This window comes from Neopararhizobium haloflavum, assembly GCF_002750855.1.
Classification (GTDB): domain Bacteria; phylum Pseudomonadota; class Alphaproteobacteria; order Rhizobiales; family Rhizobiaceae; genus Georhizobium; species Georhizobium haloflavum.
This window is the reverse complement of record NZ_NWUC01000005.1, coordinates 58,044-77,526: the sequence shown is the minus strand read 5'-3', so window position 1 is coordinate 77,526 and position 19,483 is coordinate 58,044. Positions and strand designations below refer to the sequence as shown.

The 19,483-nt window shown below is 61.6% G+C and carries 20 protein-coding genes; 13 read left to right on the top strand and 7 right to left on the bottom strand.

Annotated features, from left to right (window positions below):
- Nucleotides 1-91: 91 nt before the first annotated feature.
- Together CN673_RS12120 and CN673_RS12115 are read left to right on the top strand one after the other, a co-directional pair.
- Nucleotides 92-841, top strand: coding sequence for a hypothetical protein (locus CN673_RS12120; RefSeq protein ID WP_099866554.1), 750 nt, complete (start codon nt 92-94; stop codon nt 839-841).
- A gap of 11 nt (nt 842-852) precedes the next feature.
- Nucleotides 853-1,536 carry a DnaJ domain-containing protein gene (locus CN673_RS12115; protein WP_245409885.1) on the top strand — a complete coding sequence of 228 codons (684 nt, stop codon included), beginning with the start codon at nt 853-855 and terminating at the stop codon, nt 1,534-1,536.
- Nucleotides 1,537-1,644: 108 nt separating this feature from the next.
- On the opposite strand, the gene CN673_RS12110 is transcribed toward CN673_RS12115, so the two are convergent.
- Entirely contained in the window at nt 1,645-3,018 is a 1,374-nt protein-coding gene (locus tag CN673_RS12110; RefSeq protein WP_099866871.1) for a serine hydrolase, read from the bottom strand.
- A gap of 369 nt (nt 3,019-3,387) precedes the next feature.
- Between CN673_RS12110 and CN673_RS12105 the strand changes: the two genes are divergently transcribed.
- The 5 genes from CN673_RS12105 to CN673_RS12085 all read left to right on the top strand — a co-directional run bounded on the left by CN673_RS12105 (nt 3,388) and on the right by CN673_RS12085 (nt 8,100).
- On the top strand, nt 3,388-3,705 hold the full coding sequence (locus tag CN673_RS12105) for a phasin family protein (protein ID WP_099866870.1): 318 nt from the start codon (nt 3,388-3,390) through the stop codon (nt 3,703-3,705).
- A gap of 246 nt (nt 3,706-3,951) precedes the next feature.
- Complete coding sequence (clpS, locus tag CN673_RS12100; RefSeq protein ID WP_099866869.1) at nt 3,952-4,305, top strand: ATP-dependent Clp protease adapter ClpS; 354 nt, start codon at nt 3,952-3,954, stop codon at nt 4,303-4,305.
- 12 nt (nt 4,306-4,317) lie between these two features.
- Nucleotides 4,318-6,819 (top strand): ATP-dependent Clp protease ATP-binding subunit ClpA, encoded by a 2,502-nt coding sequence (clpA, locus tag CN673_RS12095; RefSeq protein ID WP_099866552.1) that lies wholly within the window; start codon nt 4,318-4,320, stop codon nt 6,817-6,819.
- Nucleotides 6,820-6,991: 172 nt separating this feature from the next.
- Nucleotides 6,992-7,756 carry an AzlC family ABC transporter permease gene (locus tag CN673_RS12090; protein ID WP_099866551.1) on the top strand — a complete coding sequence of 255 codons (765 nt, stop codon included), beginning with the start codon at nt 6,992-6,994 and terminating at the stop codon, nt 7,754-7,756.
- Nucleotides 7,753-8,100: an AzlD domain-containing protein gene (locus CN673_RS12085; RefSeq protein WP_099866550.1), complete on the top strand. Its 348-nt coding sequence runs from the start codon at nt 7,753-7,755 to the stop codon at nt 8,098-8,100. The genes CN673_RS12090 and CN673_RS12085 overlap by 4 nt, the downstream gene beginning before the upstream one ends.
- Before the next feature lie 6 nt (nt 8,101-8,106).
- Here the strand turns inward: CN673_RS12085 and CN673_RS12080 are convergent, their stop codons facing one another.
- From CN673_RS12080 to CN673_RS12060, 5 genes are all read right to left on the bottom strand, one after another.
- The gene (locus tag CN673_RS12080; protein ID WP_099866549.1) at nt 8,107-8,529 is read right to left on the bottom strand and encodes an HIT family protein; all 423 of its coding nucleotides are present in this window, start codon (nt 8,527-8,529) and stop codon (nt 8,107-8,109) included.
- 54 nt (nt 8,530-8,583) lie between these two features.
- Nucleotides 8,584-8,913 (bottom strand): DMT family transporter, encoded by a 330-nt coding sequence (locus CN673_RS12075; protein ID WP_099866548.1) that lies wholly within the window; start codon nt 8,911-8,913, stop codon nt 8,584-8,586.
- A gap of 76 nt (nt 8,914-8,989) precedes the next feature.
- Complete coding sequence (locus CN673_RS12070) at nt 8,990-10,195, bottom strand: GNAT family N-acetyltransferase (protein WP_099866547.1); 1,206 nt, start codon at nt 10,193-10,195, stop codon at nt 8,990-8,992.
- 77 nt (nt 10,196-10,272) lie between these two features.
- On the bottom strand, nt 10,273-10,989 hold the full coding sequence (locus CN673_RS12065) for a glycerophosphodiester phosphodiesterase family protein (protein ID WP_099866546.1): 717 nt from the start codon (nt 10,987-10,989) through the stop codon (nt 10,273-10,275).
- A 10-nt stretch (nt 10,990-10,999) separates the two neighbouring features.
- On the bottom strand, nt 11,000-11,467 hold the full coding sequence (locus tag CN673_RS12060; RefSeq protein ID WP_099866545.1) for a RidA family protein: 468 nt from the start codon (nt 11,465-11,467) through the stop codon (nt 11,000-11,002).
- A 118-nt stretch (nt 11,468-11,585) separates the two neighbouring features.
- On the opposite strand from CN673_RS12060, the gene CN673_RS12055 reads away from it, so the two are divergent.
- Together CN673_RS12055 and CN673_RS12050 are read left to right on the top strand one after the other, a co-directional pair.
- Nucleotides 11,586-12,431, top strand: coding sequence for a cell envelope integrity EipB family protein (locus CN673_RS12055; protein WP_245409883.1), 846 nt, complete (start codon nt 11,586-11,588; stop codon nt 12,429-12,431).
- A gap of 209 nt (nt 12,432-12,640) precedes the next feature.
- Nucleotides 12,641-13,828, top strand: a complete 1,188-nt coding sequence (locus tag CN673_RS12050) for an OpgC family protein (protein ID WP_099866543.1) — start codon at nt 12,641-12,643, stop codon at nt 13,826-13,828.
- Between the two features lies 1 nt (nt 13,829).
- Here CN673_RS12050 and CN673_RS12045 read toward each other — a convergent pair whose 3' ends face one another.
- Entirely contained in the window at nt 13,830-15,509 is a 1,680-nt protein-coding gene (locus tag CN673_RS12045; RefSeq protein WP_099866542.1) for a sulfatase-like hydrolase/transferase, read from the bottom strand.
- Between the two features lie 122 nt (nt 15,510-15,631).
- On the opposite strand from CN673_RS12045, the gene CN673_RS12040 reads away from it, so the two are divergent.
- The 4 genes from CN673_RS12040 (at nt 15,632) to tsf (ending at nt 19,464) form a co-directional block, all read left to right on the top strand.
- Nucleotides 15,632-15,958 (top strand): hypothetical protein, encoded by a 327-nt coding sequence (locus tag CN673_RS12040; RefSeq protein WP_099866541.1) that lies wholly within the window; start codon nt 15,632-15,634, stop codon nt 15,956-15,958.
- Nucleotides 15,955-17,406, top strand: coding sequence for an inosine/xanthosine triphosphatase (locus CN673_RS12035; RefSeq protein ID WP_099866540.1), 1,452 nt, complete (start codon nt 15,955-15,957; stop codon nt 17,404-17,406). Before CN673_RS12040 ends, CN673_RS12035 begins: the two co-directional genes overlap by 4 nt.
- Nucleotides 17,407-17,579: 173 nt before the next feature.
- On the top strand, nt 17,580-18,374 hold the full coding sequence (gene rpsB, locus CN673_RS12030) for a 30S ribosomal protein S2 (protein ID WP_099866539.1): 795 nt from the start codon (nt 17,580-17,582) through the stop codon (nt 18,372-18,374).
- A 166-nt stretch (nt 18,375-18,540) separates the two neighbouring features.
- Nucleotides 18,541-19,464, top strand: coding sequence for a translation elongation factor Ts (tsf, locus tag CN673_RS12025; protein ID WP_099866538.1), 924 nt, complete (start codon nt 18,541-18,543; stop codon nt 19,462-19,464).
- Nucleotides 19,465-19,483 lie beyond the last annotated feature (19 nt).

Genomic DNA, 19,483 nt, shown 5'->3' with positions numbered 1-19,483 from the left:
CGCGTGAAAGAACACGGGCGTGCGGGAGCTATTGCGTTTGGCCGGCGAAACGCCAGATTCAGGTGATGATGCATTACCGGCGGATCAGTCGATGAACGGAAGGGACGATCCCAAACAGCGGGCGGGGCGGCAGTTATCGACACGCGGCAACTCCGCGGCGACGGCCTCCACGAAGGGTGAGATCGACCGTTTTCTCTCCGCCGCCCGGACGATCGCACCGCAGGCGGGCGGGGGACGCCTCGTCTTCGCACTCGATGCGACGATGAGTCGGCAACCGACCTGGGATGCGGCGTGCCGGTTGCAGGCGCAAATGTTCGACGCTGTGGGCGCCGCCGGAAATCTTTCCGTGCAACTCGTCTATTTCCGCGGCTATGGCGAATGCCGCGCTTCGCGCTGGGTCAACGACACGTCGAGCTTGCGCGATCTCATGACGCGGATCGATTGCCGTGGGGGCCAGACCCAGATTGGCAAGGTCCTGCACCACATCGCCGAGGAGACCCAGCGCAAGCCGGTGAGCGCCGCTGTCGTGATCGGCGACGCCATGGAGGAGGAGATCGACGTTCTGTGCCACCGCGCCGGGGAACTGGGGCTGCGCAAGGTGCCGTGCTTCATGTTCCAGGAGGGACAGAACCCCGCCGCCCATCAGGCATTCGCCGAGATCGCGCGCCTTTCGGGCGGGGCACATGTGCGTTTCGATGCGAACGCCGCCGACCAATTGGCGGAACTGCTCAAAGCGGTGGCGACGTATGCGTCTGGCGGGCTGAAGGCCCTGGAAAGTGCCAGGACGCGCGGTTCTCGCCTGCTGCTGCAACAGCTCTCCTCGCGGCCGAGCCGTCGCTGACCATGGCGGTGATGTTCTACGCCACCCTTGCGTTGCTGGTTCTGGGGCTGTTGGCATTGGCCTTCACCAAGGCCAACCCCCGGCAACTGGCAATGAGCTTGAAATACGCCCTTCCGGGGCTGATGGGGCTTGCCGGACTCGGGCTGACCCTTGCGGGACGAGCGGGTGTCGGCATGACGCTTATCGGCTTCGCCGCTGCCCTGTTCGGCAGGATGCGGCATTCTTCCGGCGTCAGCAGGCCCGCCCGCCGTGTGTCTCACGTGCGCAGCGCCGTTCTTGAGATGGAACTGGATCTCGATACGGGAGAGATGTCGGGCTTCGTGCTGGCCGGGCGGATGGAGGGCAGGGAACTCGACGATCTCGATGAACCCGAATTGCTGCTGCTCCACGAGGAACTGTCCAGCGACGCGGAAAGCCTGCAGCTAATGGAGGCGTATCTTGACAGGCGCCTTGCCGGTTGGCGCGAGCGCGCTGATGCGCACGCGGGCGACGGGCTGGGAAGCGCGCCAGGCACGGGCCCCATGAGTGAGCAGGAGGCTTACGAGGTCCTTGGTCTTGGCCCGGGCGCGACCGAAGCGGATATCCGCCAGGCGCATCGCCGCCTCATGAAGCGGGTTCATCCGGACGCGGGCGGCTCGGTCTTTCTTGCCGCGCGGATCAATGAAGCCAAGGATATTCTGTTGCGTCGTCATTAAGCTCATCCCCATACGCAGAACACAAAATTCGGGGTCGTCTATGTCCGGGCTCTCATCCCCAGGGCGACCCGCCAAACGCGGCGGGCCGGTCGTCTTTGCGTCGCAGGGCTATTGCTGGGTAGCCCAGCATCCATAACCGCTGCGCTTCAGGCTGTCGCAGGCTGCCCAGGCATCGTCCTTGCCGTCGAAGCCGGCGAAACGGGCGCGATAAAGCTGCTGTCCGCCATCGCTGTAGGCGACGGTATAGGGGCGGGCGTCGGCGATGGCGCCGCCAGCCTTGGTCTGAGCGGCCGAAAGAAACGCCATGGCCTCGTTCTGATCGGGCATTGCCGCGACCTGGACCACCCAGCCGCTGGGCGCAGGCTGCGCCGCCGCCGCAACGGCACTGGTGCTGGCTGTGGTTACGGTGTCGACGTCGCTCGATCCCATCTCGACCTGACCGATTGCGGCTGGCGGCACCGGGGCGTCCGGCTGCTGCTCGCGCAGAACGGCTGCCAGCGCCTGACGTCCGACGATCGGCCGGCCATCCGGTACGGGGAAGGCGGCAAGAGCGTTCGTGCGGGCTGCAGGGGCGTAGGCCGTCGCAACGCGCATGTCGATCGGGTCACGGAAGACGGGCAATGGCCCTTTCTCGGGAAGCGACCATGCACTTGCCGCGAGCATCGGCGATGCGCCGGAGCGCGCAATGAGGTTGCCGGTGCCGGCGCCGCCGCGCGTAGCCTTCGGCAGGTACTCCGCGATCAGCTTCTGCATCTGGGCATTGCGGCTTGCGCCGGTGCGGCCACCCATCACGACACCCACGATAAGGCGACCGTCGTCCTTGACCGAGCTGACCAGGTTGAAGCCGGATGCATTGATGAAGCCGGTCTTGATGCCGTCGACGCCGCGCACGCTGCCGAGCAGACGGTTGTGGTTGCCGTAGGTCGCCTTGCCGAAGGTGAAGCTGCGCGTTGAGAAATAGTGGTAGTGATGCGGGAAATGTTCGCGCAGGGCGATGCCCAGGCGCGCCATGTCGCGGGCAGTCGTCTTCTGTTCGGAATTGGGAAGACCGTGCGCGTTCTTGAATGTCGTGCGCGACATTCCGAGCTGGCGGGCCTTGTTGGTCATAAGCTGGGCAAATCGACCTTCCGAACCACCCAGGAATTCACCGAGCGCGGTCGCGGCGTCGTTGGCAGACTTGGTGACGAGCGCCTTCATCGCCTGATCGACCGTCAGGGTCGAGCCTGAGCGCAGACCGAGCTTGGAGGGCACTTCGCCTGCGGCGTTGGCCGAAACCGGAATGCGGCTGTCCTTGGTGATGCGTCCCGCATCCAGCGCCTCGAACGTGAGGTAGAGCGTCATCATCTTCGTCAAGGATGCGGGATAACGCGGCGCGTCGGCGCTGTTTTCATAGAGCGTCTTGCCAGTCCGGGCATCGATGACGATGCCGGCATATTTCGGATTGGCGCTGGCCTGCGTGGCCGCGAACGTCATTACGAGCATTGCCGCGATGAACAGTTTCGCAGCGGTGAGGAGATTTTCGCCCGTTGTAAGGCCGGCGACGCCTGATACGGATTTGGTCACGGGCAAACTCGTTCTACGCGACGCATGGATATGAGCTTCCGATCGCCGCGCCCCCGCTCATGGCAACCGTTGTCCCGGACATTAATCGCGCCATCGTTACCAAGAGGTTTATGCTGATCGAGAGCTTTCTGTGGAAGCGATGATTTGTCTCAAATTCGAAGAATGCGGCCATGAGAGGGCAGCGTGAATGGTGCGTCGCACAAAAATTCTTGACCAATGGTGCGATGCACATATATGGAGGTTCGAACGCATCCGCCCTTGCGACTGCAATCCAATGAGGTGAGTGACATGTTGAATTTTGACGAAGCCAACAAGACCGGCAAGGAAGCTGTCGACACCATGCTGAAGAGCTATTCGACGATGGCGACCGGCATGCAGACGATGGCATCGGAAGCCGCGGACTACTCCAAGCGCTCCTTCGAGCAGGGTGCCGCCACGATCGAGAAACTCTCGAGCGCCAAGAGCCTCGAGAAGGTGTTCGAGATCCAGAGCGACTTCGCCAAGTCGCAGTACGAATCATTCGTCCAGCAGGCCACGAAGATGGGCGAGATTTACGCCGATCTGGCGCGCGACGCCTACAAGCCTTTCGAAAAGGCTGCCAGCTAAGACGCATTTGCTGACGTTCGGGAAGGGTCTCGGGGACCCTTTGATAAGCGGGCATCATGAAGGCCCGGTGGCATCGATCGATGCTGCCGGGCCTTTGTTTTGCATGGTAGCCACGAAGGATTATCATTGAACGGCGCAGCGGGGGGCTTAAAATGCTCCGACAAACGCTTAAATGAAGCGGTACGATCAATCCCACGCGTCGCCGGGGCGGCGACCAATGACATGATGAACGAGGTGGTTCGCAGAATGGTCGCACGACCGATCTGGTTGCAAAACGGCAATGAGCGCAATGGCGATGGTCCGGGACGCGGTACGTCCGTCATTACCCGCACCAAGACGAAGGTGAAGAAGCCGAGCCTCTACCGCGTCCTTCTCCTCAACGACGATTACACACCAATGGAATTCGTCATCCACGTCCTTGAACGCTTCTTTCAGAAGGACAAGGAGGCCGCGACGGTGATCATGTTGCATGTTCACAATCACGGCGTCGGCGAATGCGGGGTCTTTACCTACGAGGTGGCGGAGACCAAAGTGACCCAGGTGATGGATTTCGCGCGACAGAATCAGCATCCGCTCCAGTGCGTCATGGAAAAGAAATAAGGAACCAAGAGCGTGCCGACTTTTTCACCAAGCCTAGAGAAGGCCCTGCATCAGGCGCTGACGCTGGCGAATGAGCGTCACCATGAATATGCGACGCTCGAGCACCTGCTTCTCGCACTGATCGACGATTCCGATGCGGCTGCCGTGATGGGTGCCTGCAACGTCAATCTCGACCAGTTGCGCGCCATCGTGACCCAGTATGTCGACAATGAGCTTCACAATCTCGTGACGGGGTATGACGAGGACTCCAAGCCGACCTCGGGTTTCCAGCGCGTCATTCAGCGCGCGGTCATTCACGTCCAGTCTTCCGGGCGAGAGGAAGTGACGGGCGCGAACGTGCTCGTGGCGATCTTCGCCGAGCGCGAGAGCCACGCGGCCTATTTCCTGCAGGAACAGGAGATGACGCGCTATGATGCGGTGAACTTCATTTCGCACGGCATCGCCAAGCGCCCTGGAGCGTCCGAAGCGCGGCCGGTCAATGGCGCGGAAGAGCAGGAAGCGGACGGCCAGGCCGCCAGCGAGCAGGACGAGGGCGGCAAGAAGAAGGCGCAGGACGCGCTGTCGGCCTATTGCGTCAACCTCAACGAGAAGGCGAAGTCCGGCAGGGTCGATCCCCTTATCGGGCGCGACCTGGAGGTGAGCCGCACGATCCAGGTTCTCTGCCGCCGCTCCAAGAACAATCCGCTCTATGTCGGTGATCCTGGCGTCGGCAAGACGGCTATTGCCGAGGGGCTTGCCAAGCGTATCGTCGAGAAGGACGTGCCGGAGGTGCTCCAGGACGCCACGATCTTTTCGCTCGACATGGGCACACTGCTCGCAGGGACCCGCTATCGCGGCGACTTCGAAGAGCGGTTGAAGCAGGTCGTCAAGGAACTTTCCGAGACGCCGGGGGCCGTGCTCTTCATCGACGAAATTCACACCGTGATCGGCGCGGGCGCCACATCGGGCGGCGCGATGGATGCGTCCAACCTGCTGAAGCCGGCGCTGTCTTCCGGTACGATCCGATGCATCGGGTCGACGACGTACAAGGAGTATCGCCAGTTCTTCGAGAAGGACAGGGCACTGGTCCGCCGTTTCCAGAAGATCGACGTCAACGAACCCTCGATCGACGATGCGGTGAAGATCCTGACCGGGCTAAGGCCATATTACGAGGACTATCACAAGGTGAAGTTCTCGACGGCCGCGATCAAGTCGGCGGTCGAGCTGTCGGCCCGGTATATCAACGATCGCAAGCTGCCCGACAAGGCGATCGACGTGATCGACGAAACCGGCGCGTCCCAGATGCTGTTGCCGGTATCCAAGCGCCGCAAGACGGTGACGGAGAAGGAGATCGAGGCGACGATCGCCACGATGGCGCGCATTCCGCCAAAGACCGTGTCGAAGGACGACGAGGTGGTGCTCGCCAATCTCGACAAGGAGCTGCGCACCGTCGTCTACGGCCAGGATACGGCCATCGACGCCTTGTCCTCGGCGATCAAGCTGGCACGCGCCGGCTTGCGCGAGCCGGAGAAGCCGATCGGAAGCTATCTCTTCTCCGGTCCGACTGGCGTCGGCAAGACGGAAGTCGCCAAACAGCTTGCCGCGTCGCTCGGCGTCGAACTGCTCAGGTTCGACATGTCGGAATATATGGAGCGTCACACCGTCTCGCGGCTGCTCGGCGCGCCTCCCGGCTATGTCGGCTTCGACCAGGGCGGCCTGCTCACCGACGGTGTCGACCAGCATCCGCATTGCGTGCTGCTGCTCGATGAAATCGAAAAGGCTCATCCGGACCTTTTCAACATCCTGCTGCAGGTCATGGACCACGGCAAGCTGACCGATCACAACGGCAAGCAGATCGACTTCCGGAACGTCATCTTGATCATGACGACCAATGCCGGGGCGTCGGACATGCAGAAGCCGGCGATCGGCTTCGGCTCGGCCAAGCGTACCGGCGAGGATTCAGAAGCGATCAACCGGCTCTTCACGCCCGAGTTCCGCAACCGTCTCGATGCCATCATACCGTTCGGCTCGCTGCCGACACCGGTGATCCATCAGGTGGTTCAGAAATTCGTCATGCAACTGGAAACGCAACTGGCCGAACGAGGCGTCACCTTCGATCTGTCGAAGGAGGCAATCGCCTGGCTGGCGGACAAGGGCTACGACGAGATGATGGGCGCGCGGCCGCTGGCACGCGTGATCCAGGAGCACATCAAGAAGGAACTCGCCAACGAGGTGCTCTTCGGCAAGCTGAAGAAGGGCGGGACGGTGAAGGTGACCGTCGAGACGAAAGACGGCGGCGCCAGCGGTCTCAAACTCGACGCCATCCCTGACGAGGTTCCCGTCAAGCCGAAGAAGAAGCCTGCCGCGAAGAAACCGGCCAAGGCCAAGGCCCCGGCGCGGGGCAAGACGGCGGAAAAGCCATCCGCGAGCGATAATGGCGGCGATACCAAGACGGCCGTTGCAGTTACGGAACGTCCAAAGGCCGACAGTCGAAAGTCGGGCGGAACGGTTCCCAAGGTGCCGCGCAAGAAATAGCGAAGACGGAGAAGAGCCGTTTTGTGATGGCCGGGGTTGGTGACAGCCTCGGCCATTGCTTTGTGAGGTACGCCCACATGGCCTGTCATGCCTGAGCGAAACCAAAACAAGTAAGGCTGGCTGACTTTTCCATCTCGTTCTTGTCCGAGAGCTGTGATAGTCCGGCAGAGACATGCCCGACAGTTCTCCTCCCGAAACGCCAGTTCCCCACTATCGCTCGCTGTCCGCCGCCGGGTGGTATCTGCATGGCGTGCGCACGGCGATTTCGATCCCGGCGGTCATCCTGGCGTCCACCTTCGTGGGCTTTGCCGCGCTGGCGATCAGCGCCGGGATGTCTGTGGAGCACGCGGTGTTCATGACGGGAATGATCTGGGCGCTGCCCGGCAAGGTCGTGCTCATCGGCGCGATCAATGCGGGCAACGGCGTCCTTTCGGCGGCATTCGCCGTGGCGCTCTCATCGATGCGACTGACGCCGATGGTGGTGGCTCTGATGCCGGAGATGCGCACGCCACGCAGCCGCAACTGGGTGCTGTGTCTCGCGTCGCATTTCGTTGCGGTGACGGCGTGGGTCCTTGCGATGGAGAAGATGCACGTCGTTCCACCGGAGCGACGCACGCTATGGTTCATCGGCCTCGGGTCGACGCTCATCTTCATCAACATGGTGGTCGTCGCGCTGGTCTATTTCCTCGCTGCCGACCTGCCGGATGTGCTTTCGGCGGCGCTCTTGCTGTTGACGCCGCTCTATTTCGTCACATCGCTATGGGGCTCGGCACGCGAGCGCGCCGGTCACGTGGCAATGGTCGCCGGCATCCTCCTCTGGCCTCTCGTTCATCTCGTCCTGCCAGAGTTCAGCCTGTTGGCGACCGGCGTTCTGGGAGGCGGACTTGCCTACGGCTACCACCGTCACGTTCGCGTGCGGGGGAAGGCGGCGACATGACATTCGATGCCCTCGATACCTGGTGGTGGCCCTTTGTCTATATTCTGATCGCGGGATGGCTGGCGACGGACAGTTGGCGCTTTCTTGGCGTTTATCTCGGCGGCAGGCTTTCCAGCGATTCGGAAATCCTGGTTCTTGTAAGGGCCGTGGCGACCGCCCTCGTGGCCGGCGTGATCTCCAGCCTTGTCATCGCGCCGTCAGGACCGCTCGCGGAAACCGCGCTTTTGCTGCGGGTCGGCGCGGCTGCGGCAGGATTTGCCAGCTACATCCTTTTCGGCCGCCGGATCCTCGTCGGCATCTTTGTGGGCGAAGCCGTCCTGGTCGCTGGCATGCTCATGTCTTGAACCGGTTCAGGCGAGCGCAGCGCGAATCTTCTCGGCGTTTTGCGCGAGAACGGCCTGATCCTCCATCGTCCCGGTATGGGGCTTCAGCGCGACCCCGTCGAAACGCGGAATGACGTGGACGTGCAGGTGGAACACGACCTGGCCGCCGGCGGACTCGTTGAACTGCTGGACCGTTACGCCATCGGCGTTGAATGCCTTGACCACGGCCCGCGCGATCTTCTGGACCGTCTCCATGACACGGGCGAGGTCGGCTGGTTCGACATCGAGGATGTTGCGGCATGGCGTCTTGGGAAGAACGAGGCAATGCCCGTCGCCGCGCGGCATGATGTCCATGAAGGCCAGCGTATGCTCGTCTTCGAAAACCTTTTGTGACGGCAGTTCGCCGCGCAGGATCTTGGCGAAGGTGTTCGTGTCGTCATAGGCGGTCATGAATTGTCTCCCGGATTGGTTCGTCGCGGCGTAGGCACATTTGCGGCGGCGCCATCAATGGCCTACCGATCTTGAGAAGAAATTGACGATGATGACGCCGGCAAGGATCAGCCCCAGCCCGATGATCGCCGGAAGGTCGAGCCGCTGGCCAAATGCGAAATATCCAATGAGCGCAATCAGCACGATGCCCGTTCCCGACCAGAGTCCGTAGACGACGCCCACCGGCATTGTGCGCAGCGTCAACGACAGGAAGAAGAATGCGAGGCCATAACCGCCGATCGTGACCAGCGACGGCGCGAGGCGGGTGAAACCATCGCTCATCTTCAGCGCCGAAGTCGCGACGACTTCGAAGACCACAGCGATAATCAGATAGACATAAACCATACCGCTTGCTCTGCCCGAGGCGCCGTTGAAACCAATGAAGATGCTGTAGCCGATTCAGGACCGGCGTGGCGAGCGGTCATCCCTTGCGGAATGGCCCATGGCTGGAAAGGATCGCACCGACCCGTTCGACATCCTCGCGCTCGACATCGAGATAGTCCGCAACTGCGCGCCGCAGCCCCGGATGGGTGATGTGGTGGGCGGAGTACGTGGTGACCGGCAGATAGCCGCGCGCCAGCTTGTGCTCGCCCTGTGCCCCCGCCTCGACCCGTGCGAGACCATGGGCAATGGCGAAATCGATCGCCTGATGGTAGCAAATCTCGAAGTGCAGGAACGGGTGGTCCTCGATGCAGCCCCAGTGGCGGCCGAAAAGGCAATCACCACCGATGAAATTGATCGCTCCGGCAACGTACCGTTCAGCCCGGCGGGCCATGATCAGCAGCACATCCTCGGGCATGCGCTCGCCGATCATGGAGAAGAATGCCCGATTGAGATAGGGCCGGCCCCATTTGCGCCCGCCGGTATCGCGGTAGAACGCATAGAAGGCGTCCCAGTGGGCTTCGGTTATGGCCCTCCCGGTCAGCCACTCGACCTCGATGTCGTTGTCGAGTGCGGCTCGCCGTTCGCGCCGCAGCGCCTTGCGCTTGCGTGAGGCCAGCGTTCCGAGAAAGTCCTCGTAGGTACCATAGCCTTCATTGTGGAAGTGGAACTGCTGGTCGGTGCGGCGCAGATACCCGTTTCGCTCGAAATGTCCGATTTCCAGTTCAGGCACGAAGGTGACATGTGCCGAGGATACGCCGAGCCGCTCGGCGAGTGCCACCAAGCCTTTTGCAAGTGCGTCCTGTGCCGCCGGACGGCCCGCGCCTGGCGGTGTCAAAAGACGGGGGCCGGTGGCAGGCGTGAAGGGTATCGATGACTGCAGCTTGGGATAGTAGCGTCCGCCGGCGCGCTCGAAGGCATCGGCCCAGCCGTGGTCGAAGACATATTCACCCTGGCTGTGACTCTTGAGATAGCAGGGCATCGCGCCGAGAAGGACACCTTCGGCGCTCTCGAGCAGGAGGTGTTGCGGCAACCATCCGGTCCGTGCGTCAACGCATCCCGATTCTTCGAGCGCGGTGAGGAAATGGCGGGACAGAAAGGGGTTGTAGGCAACCGATCCGGCGCAAGCGCGCGCCGTGCCCTCCATCCGGTCCCATCCACCCTGGTCGATGCCGGACATCGCGTCGGCGACGCGAATGTGGATCTCGGTGGTTTCCTGCGGCTCGACACGGTGGCCGACTGTCATGGCATGCCTTCTTTCGCACCTGCGAAGGAGCTAGAGCGGAAACATCGCGTTGAAAGCCCTTGCACGAAAATTTGACGCTACATGGGTCGTGGGTCGAAACCTTCGAACGTCATCTGGTCAGCGAATTCGAAACTTCGATCCCGCGCCTCCTGATTACGCACCGTCCAGGAGATGACAGGTGTGCCGGTTTCGCGAAGGCGCGCCACGAAAGCGTTGGGGAGATGATGGACGTTGTAGGACACGAAATCCAACCCGATTTGCCACGCCTTCTCGTGGCCGGCGAGTGCCTCTTCACGCACGCCTTCGGCCGTCAGACCGAGGAGATAGGGGGCCTCGAGTTCCTTCAAGTCGCGCAGGAGCGCATGGTCAAAGGACATGAGTGCCACTGGTCCGGCATAGCCTTCCAGCGTCTCCAGTACAGCGCCGGCGAACCCATCGTCGTCGCCGGGCTGTCCCTTGAGTTCAATGACCAGCGGCACGCGTCCGCGGACGGTCTTCAGCATGTCGGCAAGCGTGGGGATGCGCTCGCGCGTTCCGCCCACCGCCGTCTGCTGCAACTCGCTTGAGAGCTTGTCACGGGTGCGCAGCTTCAATGCGCACAAGCGCTCCAACGTGTCGTCATGAAAGACGACAGGGACGGCGTCAGCGGCGAACTGAAGGTCGCATTCGATGGAAAAGCCGGCATCGGCCGCGCGCTGGAACGCGGCGAGCGTGTTCTCGAAAACGCTGGTGTTGAGATCGTGATAGCCGCGATGGGCTATGGGATGGCGCGTCAGCCAAGTCGTATCCCTCATCACATCCGCCTCAATTGATTGCGAACAGCGCGTCGATCTCGACTGCGGCGTTCATAGGAAGCGCTGCCATGCCGACGGCTGCGCGCGCATGACGGCCGCGCTCACCGAGTACATCGGCGAGAAGGTCCGATGCCCCGTTGATGACGAGATGCTGCTCGATGAAGGTTGGGACGGATGCGACGAACCCGTTGATCTTGATCAGCCGGGCAATGCGTTCCAGGTCGCCGGAAAGCGCGCTCGATGCCTGTGCGAGGATATTGATCGCACACAGTTCGGCTGCGCGCCGCCCGGCCTCAACGTCGACGTCGGCGCCGAGGTGGCCGACAACGGCCAGGCCGCCAGCCTCCATCGGCAACTGACCGGATATATGGAGATGGTTGCCCGAGATCACCCATGGCACGTAGTTCGCCGCCGGTGCGGGTGCGGCGGGCAGGATGATGCCCTTTTCCTCCAGACGCTTCTTAATCGTCGCGGTCATGCATGCTCCTCGTTTGTCGATCGCTTCGCCATAAAAATGCCTTGAGCGCTGCCGTCAAGCGCCTCGCTTTTGCCTATCGCCTCCCTGTAACATGGCGTCAGGGAACAGGAGACGATTCATGCCGCTACGTTTTCGCGCGCAATGCGCCGCCAGCCTCATGCTTCCGGCGCTCGGCATGCTGGGTGCCATCGAGAGCCCGGCGGCTGCGGCGTCGGCCAGCGCGCTGGTCCCACACCGCGCGGTCTATGACCTAAAACTGGAGGAAACGCAGGAGCGTTCCGGCATCTCGGGCATGTACGGCCGTATGGTCTATGAAATGAAGGGTTCGCCCTGTGACGGATTCTCGGTCAGCTTCCGGTTCGTCACTCGCGTGGACACGGAAGAATTCTCGCGCGTCACCGACCAGCAGACGACGACCTACGAGAATCTGGAGGAAGAGACGTTTCGCTTCGTCACGCGCTCTTTTGTCGACGATTCGCTCGACGATGAAACCAGCGGCAGTGCGCGTCGGGGCGATGGCGGCGGCATAGACGTGACCTTGAACGAACCAGAAGAGCGCAGCCTGTCACTCAACGCGGGCAAGTTTCCGACCGAGCACATGCTGGAACTCATCACCCGCGCGGAAGAGGGGGATCGGTTCTATCAGTCTCACATCTATGACGGGTCAGAGGATGGCGATCGTGTCATGCTGACGACGACGGTCGTGGGCGATCGCGAAGAACCTTCGACCGGTGACACTGAGTTGTCAGAAGCCGGCGATCTCGAGGATGCGGCTTACTGGCCGGTGTCCATGGCCTATTTCAACGAGCAGGACCGCGGCGACGAGACGCCGGACTATCAGATATCGTTCAAGCTCCACGACAACGGCGTGACGCGCGATCTCGTCATGGATTACGGCGATTTCGTTCTCAGCGGAAAGCTCCAGAGCCTGGAGCTGTTCGAACGCGCCGACTGCACGGAATAAACCGCCGATTAATGCAAATTCACATGAATTGATGGCGAGAGATTCGGCAGGTATTCAACATATAGAAGTTTTATCAATTGGTTCCGCGGTGATTTGAACATGAAGGATCACTTATTTTGCGTCGCAACCCGGTCATGATTGGTCCGTTATAGCTTCATCAGGTACTGCCCGAAGGGACGGCGGGCCCTTTGTGGAGGCTTGGTGGATCAATGAAACGTTTCGAAATCATCGACGGCCTGCGCGGCTACTTCCTCGTGTTCATGCTTATCAACCACCTCGTGTTCACGGGTGGATATTTCCTCGTCCAGATCAATCATCGGCAGTTGGCCTTCGTCGAGGATGCGCAAGGGTTCGTCTTTCTGTCCGGACTGCTCGTCGGGATGGTCTATGCCCGCAAGATGGCCAAATACGGCTATGAGACCGGGCGCAACGCGATCTGGAACCGCGCCTTCGAGCTCTATCGATATGCGATGCTGATCGTCATCGCCGTTCTCGTGGCGAAGATGGCGCTGCCGGAAGCTGGCGAAATATGGCGGAACTGGCTCGGTGGTACATCGCTGGCGGACCCGGTGCGTCTTGCGGCGATCGCAACGTTCTTCTTCCAGCCGACCTTCATGGACATCCTGCCGCAGTATATCGTCTACATGCTGTTTGCGCCGTGGTTGATCCAGCTCTGTCTCAAGGGTCAGTGGCATGTGGTCATGATCGGATCAGTCATCTTCTGGATGGCTGGCCAACTGGGTCTTCAGCATCTTGTGACCGGGCCCCTCGACGTTGCCCTCGAGCGTGCCGACGAGCAGGGCGTGCGGGCCAGCTTCAATCTATTCGGCTGGCAGCTTGTCTTCTTCACGGCGCTGGTGCTCGGCGCGATGACGGCGACCAAGCAGATCGCCTGGTCGCGCATCTTCACGCCGGAAAACACCGTCATACCCAAGGCGGCGCTGGCGATCTGCCTGTTCTTCGTCCCTTTGCGCATCGCGACCGCACACGGGTTTCTGCCCGATGACATGTACGGCAAATTCGGTGCGATGGAGGTCAGGGCAGACTTCGGACCGGTCTATGTGCTGAACTTCGCCGCCGCTGCCGCGGGCATGGCCTGGCTGTTCATTGCCGGGCCGGAGCACAGCAATTCGCTGGTTCGGCGGGTGGCCGGGGCGCTGACCTGGCTTTTCACGCTGCGGTTCCTGCGGCTCCTTGGCCGTCACTCGCTCCAGGTCTATGTCTGGCATGTCGCGATCGTCTACGCGGTTCGTTATGTCGATGGACGGGCTGGCGGTTTCAGCGAGCCGGTCAAGATCGCGATCGCGCTTATATCCATCGCGCTGCTGACGTTGCCGGCGCTATGGCGCGAGCGGGAGCAATGGCTGGCCCGACCGAGCGTGCAGCCGGCCGAATAGGTTATTCGAGAATTGGTATCTTCTGTGGTTCAGGGTCCGTGCTCGCAGCACGGACCTTTTCCGTCACATCCCGATAGCCATAGATCTCCCAATCGTGTGGAAAGCTCATTACGCGATCGTCCAGCATTGGAAAGCCGCTGCCGAACACGGCGTTGAACACTGCACGATAGCTGTTGACCGGAGAGATGTCGGGACGCATCGAGCCGTAATCGCCGGACGGAAAGAAATAGGCATTGAGGATGCCAGTCTTCATGTCCAGTTCGCCCGGCGTCGCATCGTGCCAGGGCACGGAGCCGTCACGCGTCGGGAAGGGTCCTTCATCGGCCTGGATGAGAATGACCGGCGGCGTGGCGCTGCCTTTCTTCAAGGTGGTGACCAGATCCCGGATCATCATGTTCGCATAGGCGATGTGGTCGATATAGCCCTGATCAGGTCCGCGTGCAGCGGCTTCGGCCTGGGTCAGGCATTCGCCTTGCGCCGTAAACACGTAGGGACCGTGCGGCACGAGGATGTGAGCGAAAAGGTAGACCGGCTTGTCCGCGTCGCCGATTGTCTTGATCTCCTCAATCTGCCGCGAGACCCTCTGGCACTGGCCGTTGTCCCAGTCGAGCATCATCGTCAACGGGGTGTCGGGAAGAGCGTGAAAAAGCGGCCGGAGGATCGTGCGCCGCAGATAGAGCATGTTGAATTCGCTGAAGCCCATCGGCCGGTTGATGTCGGCCACGGCGTTGTCGAACGTACCGGTCCACCATGAACCGTACTGATGGAATGTGTAGTCACGCGCCTTCAGGAAGCGGGCGACGCGGTGGTCGTCGAGCATCTCGTAGACGGGCCGCCAGTTGCTCCTTTGCGCTGGTGGATTGGCGTCGAGGTTGTCGAGGTAATCCATGTAGAAGGTCGACGCCAGGGAATGGCCGGTCTTCAGATAGTTGGAATGGCTTTGTCGGGCGAGGTAGAAGCCCTGCGCCTCAAGGAAATCTCCGATCTCGCGATTGTCGGTGTCGAAATAGCTTTCAAGCACGTGCTCAGAACCGTAGCGGTCGAAAACGAAGTGGTAGATGTCGGGCGGCGTCTCGCCGGCAATACGGGTCCGGCCGGTTGCCGGCGGTGCCAACTGCTCCAGGGCAGCTGCCGCACGGTCACCGTCGTAAAGGTCGCGCGCGTCCCAGTTTCGCCAGTCATAGGCGACGATCTTGAAGGTGGGGGTGATGACGAGAACGACGGCGATCGCGTTGAGGATGGTGTTGAGCGGTTTGAGCGACAGGCGAACGCGCAGCACCGCCCATGACAGTATGACCATCGCAAGAACAGCGAGCGGCAGCGTGCGCACCATGGGGTATCCGCCGTCGATCGCCCGGTTGAGGCTGCCGAAAAGATTGAGAAAATAGCAAGACCCGACAATCCAGACGCTTGCGGCAACCGCAGCTCTGGCCTCCCGCGATCCGCTGATGGCGCAGAAGATCCCATAGAATAGCATGGCGGCTGCCAGGCCCCACGCGATCGCCGGCGCGGCGTCCGGAAAGTCGACCATGTAGGTGCTGTTGGCGAGCAGAGCCAGGACCGACGCGGGCGCAAACAGGAACGGATGAAGCGTCCAGCTCCCGTCGCTTCTTCGCCACCAGCGCTGTGCCGTGCGGTGCGGGCGGTCGCGCTCGACAGCATGCGATACTGGCTGATCCATTGGTCGCGTCTTCCACACACTCGCCTGATTGGCAGGCGGTTTTCCAGTACGCACGGCGTGCGCCGCGCTCTGGCAATCATTGCAGTTCTGTGACAGTTTTGTGAAGGAACGATTATGGTTTCATGAAGTTTTACGTTCGTCATCATCCTATCGACGACCACGACGAAAGGCGAATTCCCATGCGGTTCAAGCTGACGTCACAGCCATTTGGCCTTACGCTTTCCGCGCTCTTCGTCGGTATCTCGACGACCAGCGCCCATGCCTATCTTGATGCCGGAACGGGCAGCATGATCCTTCAGGTACTGCTGGGCGGGATCGCAGGCGTCGCGATCGCCGGGAAGCTCTACTGGTACAAATTCCTGTCGCTGTTCGGCATCAAGCCGAAAGGGGATAAGGACGAAGTGGAAGATCAAGCGATCTCAAATCAGCAGGCGTCGACCGACAGATGAGCGAGGCAATAGAGCGGGGAGCGGCGCTCAAGACCATCGACACGCCGGCCGCTACCGACTCCATCCAAGACGAGCCGAGTTCCTACCGCGACCGCAACGGTTCGGTGTTTTATGATCACGGGCGCGTCTTGCGGCGTCTGTCCGCCAAGGCTGCCGCCGATTGGGAGGCTCTCAGCAAGAGCGAATTCTTCGGGCGATCGGTGCAGGACGGCAAACTGATCGGCACCGAACTCGTTGAAACGCGCGCGCCGGGAGAGCGGTGGGCGGCAATTGTCGAGCATGAGCGCGTACCATTCATATCCTATCCCTACGAATGGACGTTCGGACAGCTCAAGGACGCCGCACTTCTGCATCTGGAGTTGATGCGCGCCGCTCTCGATGAAGGTATGATCCTCAAGGATTCCTCTGCCTACAATGTCCAGTGGCGCGGCATGCATCCCGTCTTTATCGACACGCCGTCCTTCGAAATCCTGCGGAAGGGCGAGCCTTGGGTCGGCTACCGCCAGTTCTGCGAGCTGTTTCTTTATCCACTCATGTTGCAGGCCTATAAGGGGCTTGATTTCAAACCCTTTCTGCGCGGCCGTATCGACGGCATATCGGCGGACGAGATGCGGCGCATGATGTCGGCTCGCGATATGGCGCGCAGCGGCGTCCTCCTGCATGTCGTGGCGCAAAGCGCATTGCAACGGCGCTATTCGGGAAGCGCGAGCAACGTGCGCGGGGCCCTGGCTGAGGCTGGATTCGACAAGAGGCTGATCGAAAGCAATGTTTCCAAGCTGACGAAGCTTGTTCGCGGATTGGATCCCCCCGGTACGGAGACCGAGTGGTCGGACTACGACAAGACCCATTCCTACGACGAGGTCGAGTTCCAACGTAAAATCGCGTTCGTGCGCAACGCTGCAGCCGGGCGGCGGTGGAAGCTTGCGTGGGACCTTGGCTGCAACACCGGCACGTTCTCGCGTATCGTTGCGGAGCATGCCGACTATGTGGTGGCGATGGACGGCGACTGGATGGCGATCGAGCACTTCTACCAGCGTGAGCGGGCAGGGGATGCCCGTTCCAGCATTCTGCCGCTGGTGATCAACCTCGCCGACTCCTCGCCTAACCAGGGCTGGCGCGGCGCCGAACGCAAGGGGCTGGCAGAGCGCGGCCGCCCCGAGCTGACGCTGTGCCTTGCCTTGATCCACCACATCGTCATCTCCGCGAACATTCCGCTCGCCAGTTTCCTTGACTGGCTGAAGGAGCTGGGTACGGCGGTGGTGATCGAATTCGTCGGGCGTGACGACGAGATGGTCAAGACATTGCTGGCCAATCGGGAAGACCAGTATGACGACTATCATCCCGACATTTTCGAGGCTCTACTCGGCGAGCGGTTCGCGATCAGGGACAGGCAGGATCTGAAGGGCGGCAAGCGCACGATCTATTTTGCCGAGCCGCATTCGCGCTGACGCGGGTGATCTTCCAGGCACACGCACTTGCCTTTGCCGGCGAACCGCTATAAGGCACGGCGCATTCCACACGCGTGACATGGGACGTGGCCGGGAGACATCCGGGACGTTCCGCCGGTGGCTTGAGAAAGCTGTTCGTTGCGCGGAGGTTCAACCGGAAAGGAGACAGAGGCATGGCATTGCCCGATTTTTCCATGCGCCAGCTGCTGGAAGCCGGCGTCCATTTTGGACACCAGACCCACCGCTGGAACCCGAAGATGAAGCCCTACATCTTCGGTGATCGCAACAATGTTCACATCATCGACCTGGCGCAATCCGTGCCGATGCTGCATCAGGCTCTGAAGGTCGTATCCGATACCGTGGCCGGCGGCGGCCGCGTTCTTTTCGTCGGCACCAAGCGTCAGGCATCCGAGATCATCGCCGATGCGGCGAAGCGTTCGGCGCAGTATTACGTCAATGCCCGCTGGCTCGGCGGCATGCTGACCAACTGGAAGACGATCTCGAACTCGATCCAGCGTCTGCGCAAGCTCGATGAACTGCTCGCTGGCGATGCCCAGGGCTTCACGAAGAAAGAGCGTCTCAACCTTGAGCGCGAACGTGAAAAGCTCGACCGTGCCCTCGGCGGTATCCGCGACATGGGCGGCACACCGGACCTGATGTTCATCATCGACACCAACAAGGAAGCGATCGCGATCGACGAAGCCAAGCGGCTCGGCATTCCGGTCGTGGCTGTGGTCGATTCCAACTGCGATCCGGACCGTGTCGACTACGCGATCCCCGGCAACGATGACGCCGCCCGCGCGATCTCGCTTTATTGCGACCTGATCTCGAAGGCCGCGCTCGACGGTATCGCCCGTCAGCAGGGCTCGTCGGGCGTCGACGTTGGCGCTTCGGCTGAATCGCCGGTCGAGCCTGCGCTCAACGACGGCGAGGCAGCCGCCGGCGAAGGCCAGGACGCCAAGGCCTGATAGCGGCCTGAGTACCGCCCGGAGCGCAGAACCGTGCGATCCGGGCGTCATTTCCCTGACATGAAAATCGGCACATTGGCGTGCCGAAAGGATAGCGGCGCGGAGCGCCGACCCTCGGGCGCCCCCTTCGCGGCGGATAGCCCGGACCGATGAACGAGAGGCAAGTATGACGATTACCGCTCAAATGGTGAAGGAACTGCGCGACAAGTCCGGCGCCGGCATGATGGACTGCAAGAAGGCGCTGGCCGAAACCAATGGCGACATGGAAGCGGCCGTTGACTGGCTGCGTGCCAAGGGCATCTCCAAGGCTGACAAGAAGTCGAGCCGCACCGCGGCTGAGGGTCTTATCGGTGTTGCCAGCGAAGGCGCCAAGGCCGTCGTCGTGGAAGTCAATTCCGAGACCGATTTCGTTGCCCGCAACGACAAGTTCCAGGAACTCGTCGCCGGTGTCGCCAAGGTCGCGCTGACAACCGACGGGGCTGTCGAGGCCGTATCTGCTGCCGACTACCCGGCATCCGGCAAGACCGTCGAGGACACAATCCGCGACGCCGTGGCAACGATCGGCGAGAACATGACGCTGCGTCGCTCGGCGCTGCTGTCGGTCGACGACGGCGTCGTCGCGACTTACGTTCACAACGCGGTCACGGCCGATCTCGGCAAGCTCGGCGTTCTCGTCGCGCTGCAGTCTACGGGCGACAAGGATGCGCTGAACACGATCGGCCGTCAGGTTGCGATGCACGTCGCCGCCACCAACCCGCTTGCGCTGACGTCGGACGACGTCGATCCTGCAGTTGCCGATCGCGAAAAGCAGATCTTCATCGAACAGGCGCGCGAATCCGGCAAGCCGGAGAACATCATCGAGAAGATGGTGGAGGGCCGCATGCGCAAGTTCTACGAAGAAGTCGCGCTTCTGTCCCAGGCCTTCGTCATCAACCCCGACCAGACCGTCGGCGAAGCGGTAAAGGCCGCCGAAGCCGAGGTCGGTGCACCGATCAAGGTCACGGCCTTCGTTCGCTTCGCTCTCGGCGAGGGCGTCGAGCGCGAGGAAAGCGACTTTGCCGCCGAAGTCGCGGCCGCGGCCAAGGGCTGAGCCCGCCGCGACGCTGCGG

Excerpts from the sequence above, each read along its gene's own strand:
- CN673_RS12120 (WP_099866554.1), top strand. The coding sequence starts at position 92 with ATGAACGGAAGGGACGATCCCAAACAGCGGGCGGGGCGGCAGTTATCG.
- CN673_RS12115 (WP_245409885.1), top strand. The coding sequence starts at position 853 with ATGTTCTACGCCACCCTTGCGTTGCTGGTTCTGGGGCTGTTGGCATTG.
- CN673_RS12110 (WP_099866871.1), bottom strand. The coding sequence starts at position 3,018 with ATGCTCGTAATGACGTTCGCGGCCACGCAGGCCAGCGCCAATCCGAAA.
- CN673_RS12105 (WP_099866870.1), top strand. The coding sequence starts at position 3,388 with ATGTTGAATTTTGACGAAGCCAACAAGACCGGCAAGGAAGCTGTCGAC.
- clpS (WP_099866869.1), top strand. The coding sequence starts at position 3,952 with ATGGTCGCACGACCGATCTGGTTGCAAAACGGCAATGAGCGCAATGGC.
- CN673_RS12090 (WP_099866551.1), top strand. The coding sequence starts at position 6,992 with ATGCCCGACAGTTCTCCTCCCGAAACGCCAGTTCCCCACTATCGCTCG.
- CN673_RS12085 (WP_099866550.1), top strand. The coding sequence starts at position 7,753 with ATGACATTCGATGCCCTCGATACCTGGTGGTGGCCCTTTGTCTATATT.
- CN673_RS12080 (WP_099866549.1), bottom strand. The coding sequence starts at position 8,529 with ATGACCGCCTATGACGACACGAACACCTTCGCCAAGATCCTGCGCGGC.
- CN673_RS12075 (WP_099866548.1), bottom strand. The coding sequence starts at position 8,913 with ATGGTTTATGTCTATCTGATTATCGCTGTGGTCTTCGAAGTCGTCGCG.
- CN673_RS12070 (WP_099866547.1), bottom strand. The coding sequence starts at position 10,195 with ATGACAGTCGGCCACCGTGTCGAGCCGCAGGAAACCACCGAGATCCAC.
- CN673_RS12065 (WP_099866546.1), bottom strand. The coding sequence starts at position 10,989 with ATGAGGGATACGACTTGGCTGACGCGCCATCCCATAGCCCATCGCGGC.
- CN673_RS12060 (WP_099866545.1), bottom strand. The coding sequence starts at position 11,467 with ATGACCGCGACGATTAAGAAGCGTCTGGAGGAAAAGGGCATCATCCTG.
- CN673_RS12055 (WP_245409883.1), top strand. The coding sequence starts at position 11,586 with ATGCCGCTACGTTTTCGCGCGCAATGCGCCGCCAGCCTCATGCTTCCG.
- CN673_RS12050 (WP_099866543.1), top strand. The coding sequence starts at position 12,641 with ATGAAACGTTTCGAAATCATCGACGGCCTGCGCGGCTACTTCCTCGTG.
- CN673_RS12045 (WP_099866542.1), bottom strand. The coding sequence starts at position 15,509 with ATGGATCAGCCAGTATCGCATGCTGTCGAGCGCGACCGCCCGCACCGC.
- CN673_RS12040 (WP_099866541.1), top strand. The coding sequence starts at position 15,632 with ATGAAGTTTTACGTTCGTCATCATCCTATCGACGACCACGACGAAAGG.
- CN673_RS12035 (WP_099866540.1), top strand. The coding sequence starts at position 15,955 with ATGAGCGAGGCAATAGAGCGGGGAGCGGCGCTCAAGACCATCGACACG.
- rpsB (WP_099866539.1), top strand. The coding sequence starts at position 17,580 with ATGGCATTGCCCGATTTTTCCATGCGCCAGCTGCTGGAAGCCGGCGTC.
- tsf (WP_099866538.1), top strand. The coding sequence starts at position 18,541 with ATGACGATTACCGCTCAAATGGTGAAGGAACTGCGCGACAAGTCCGGC.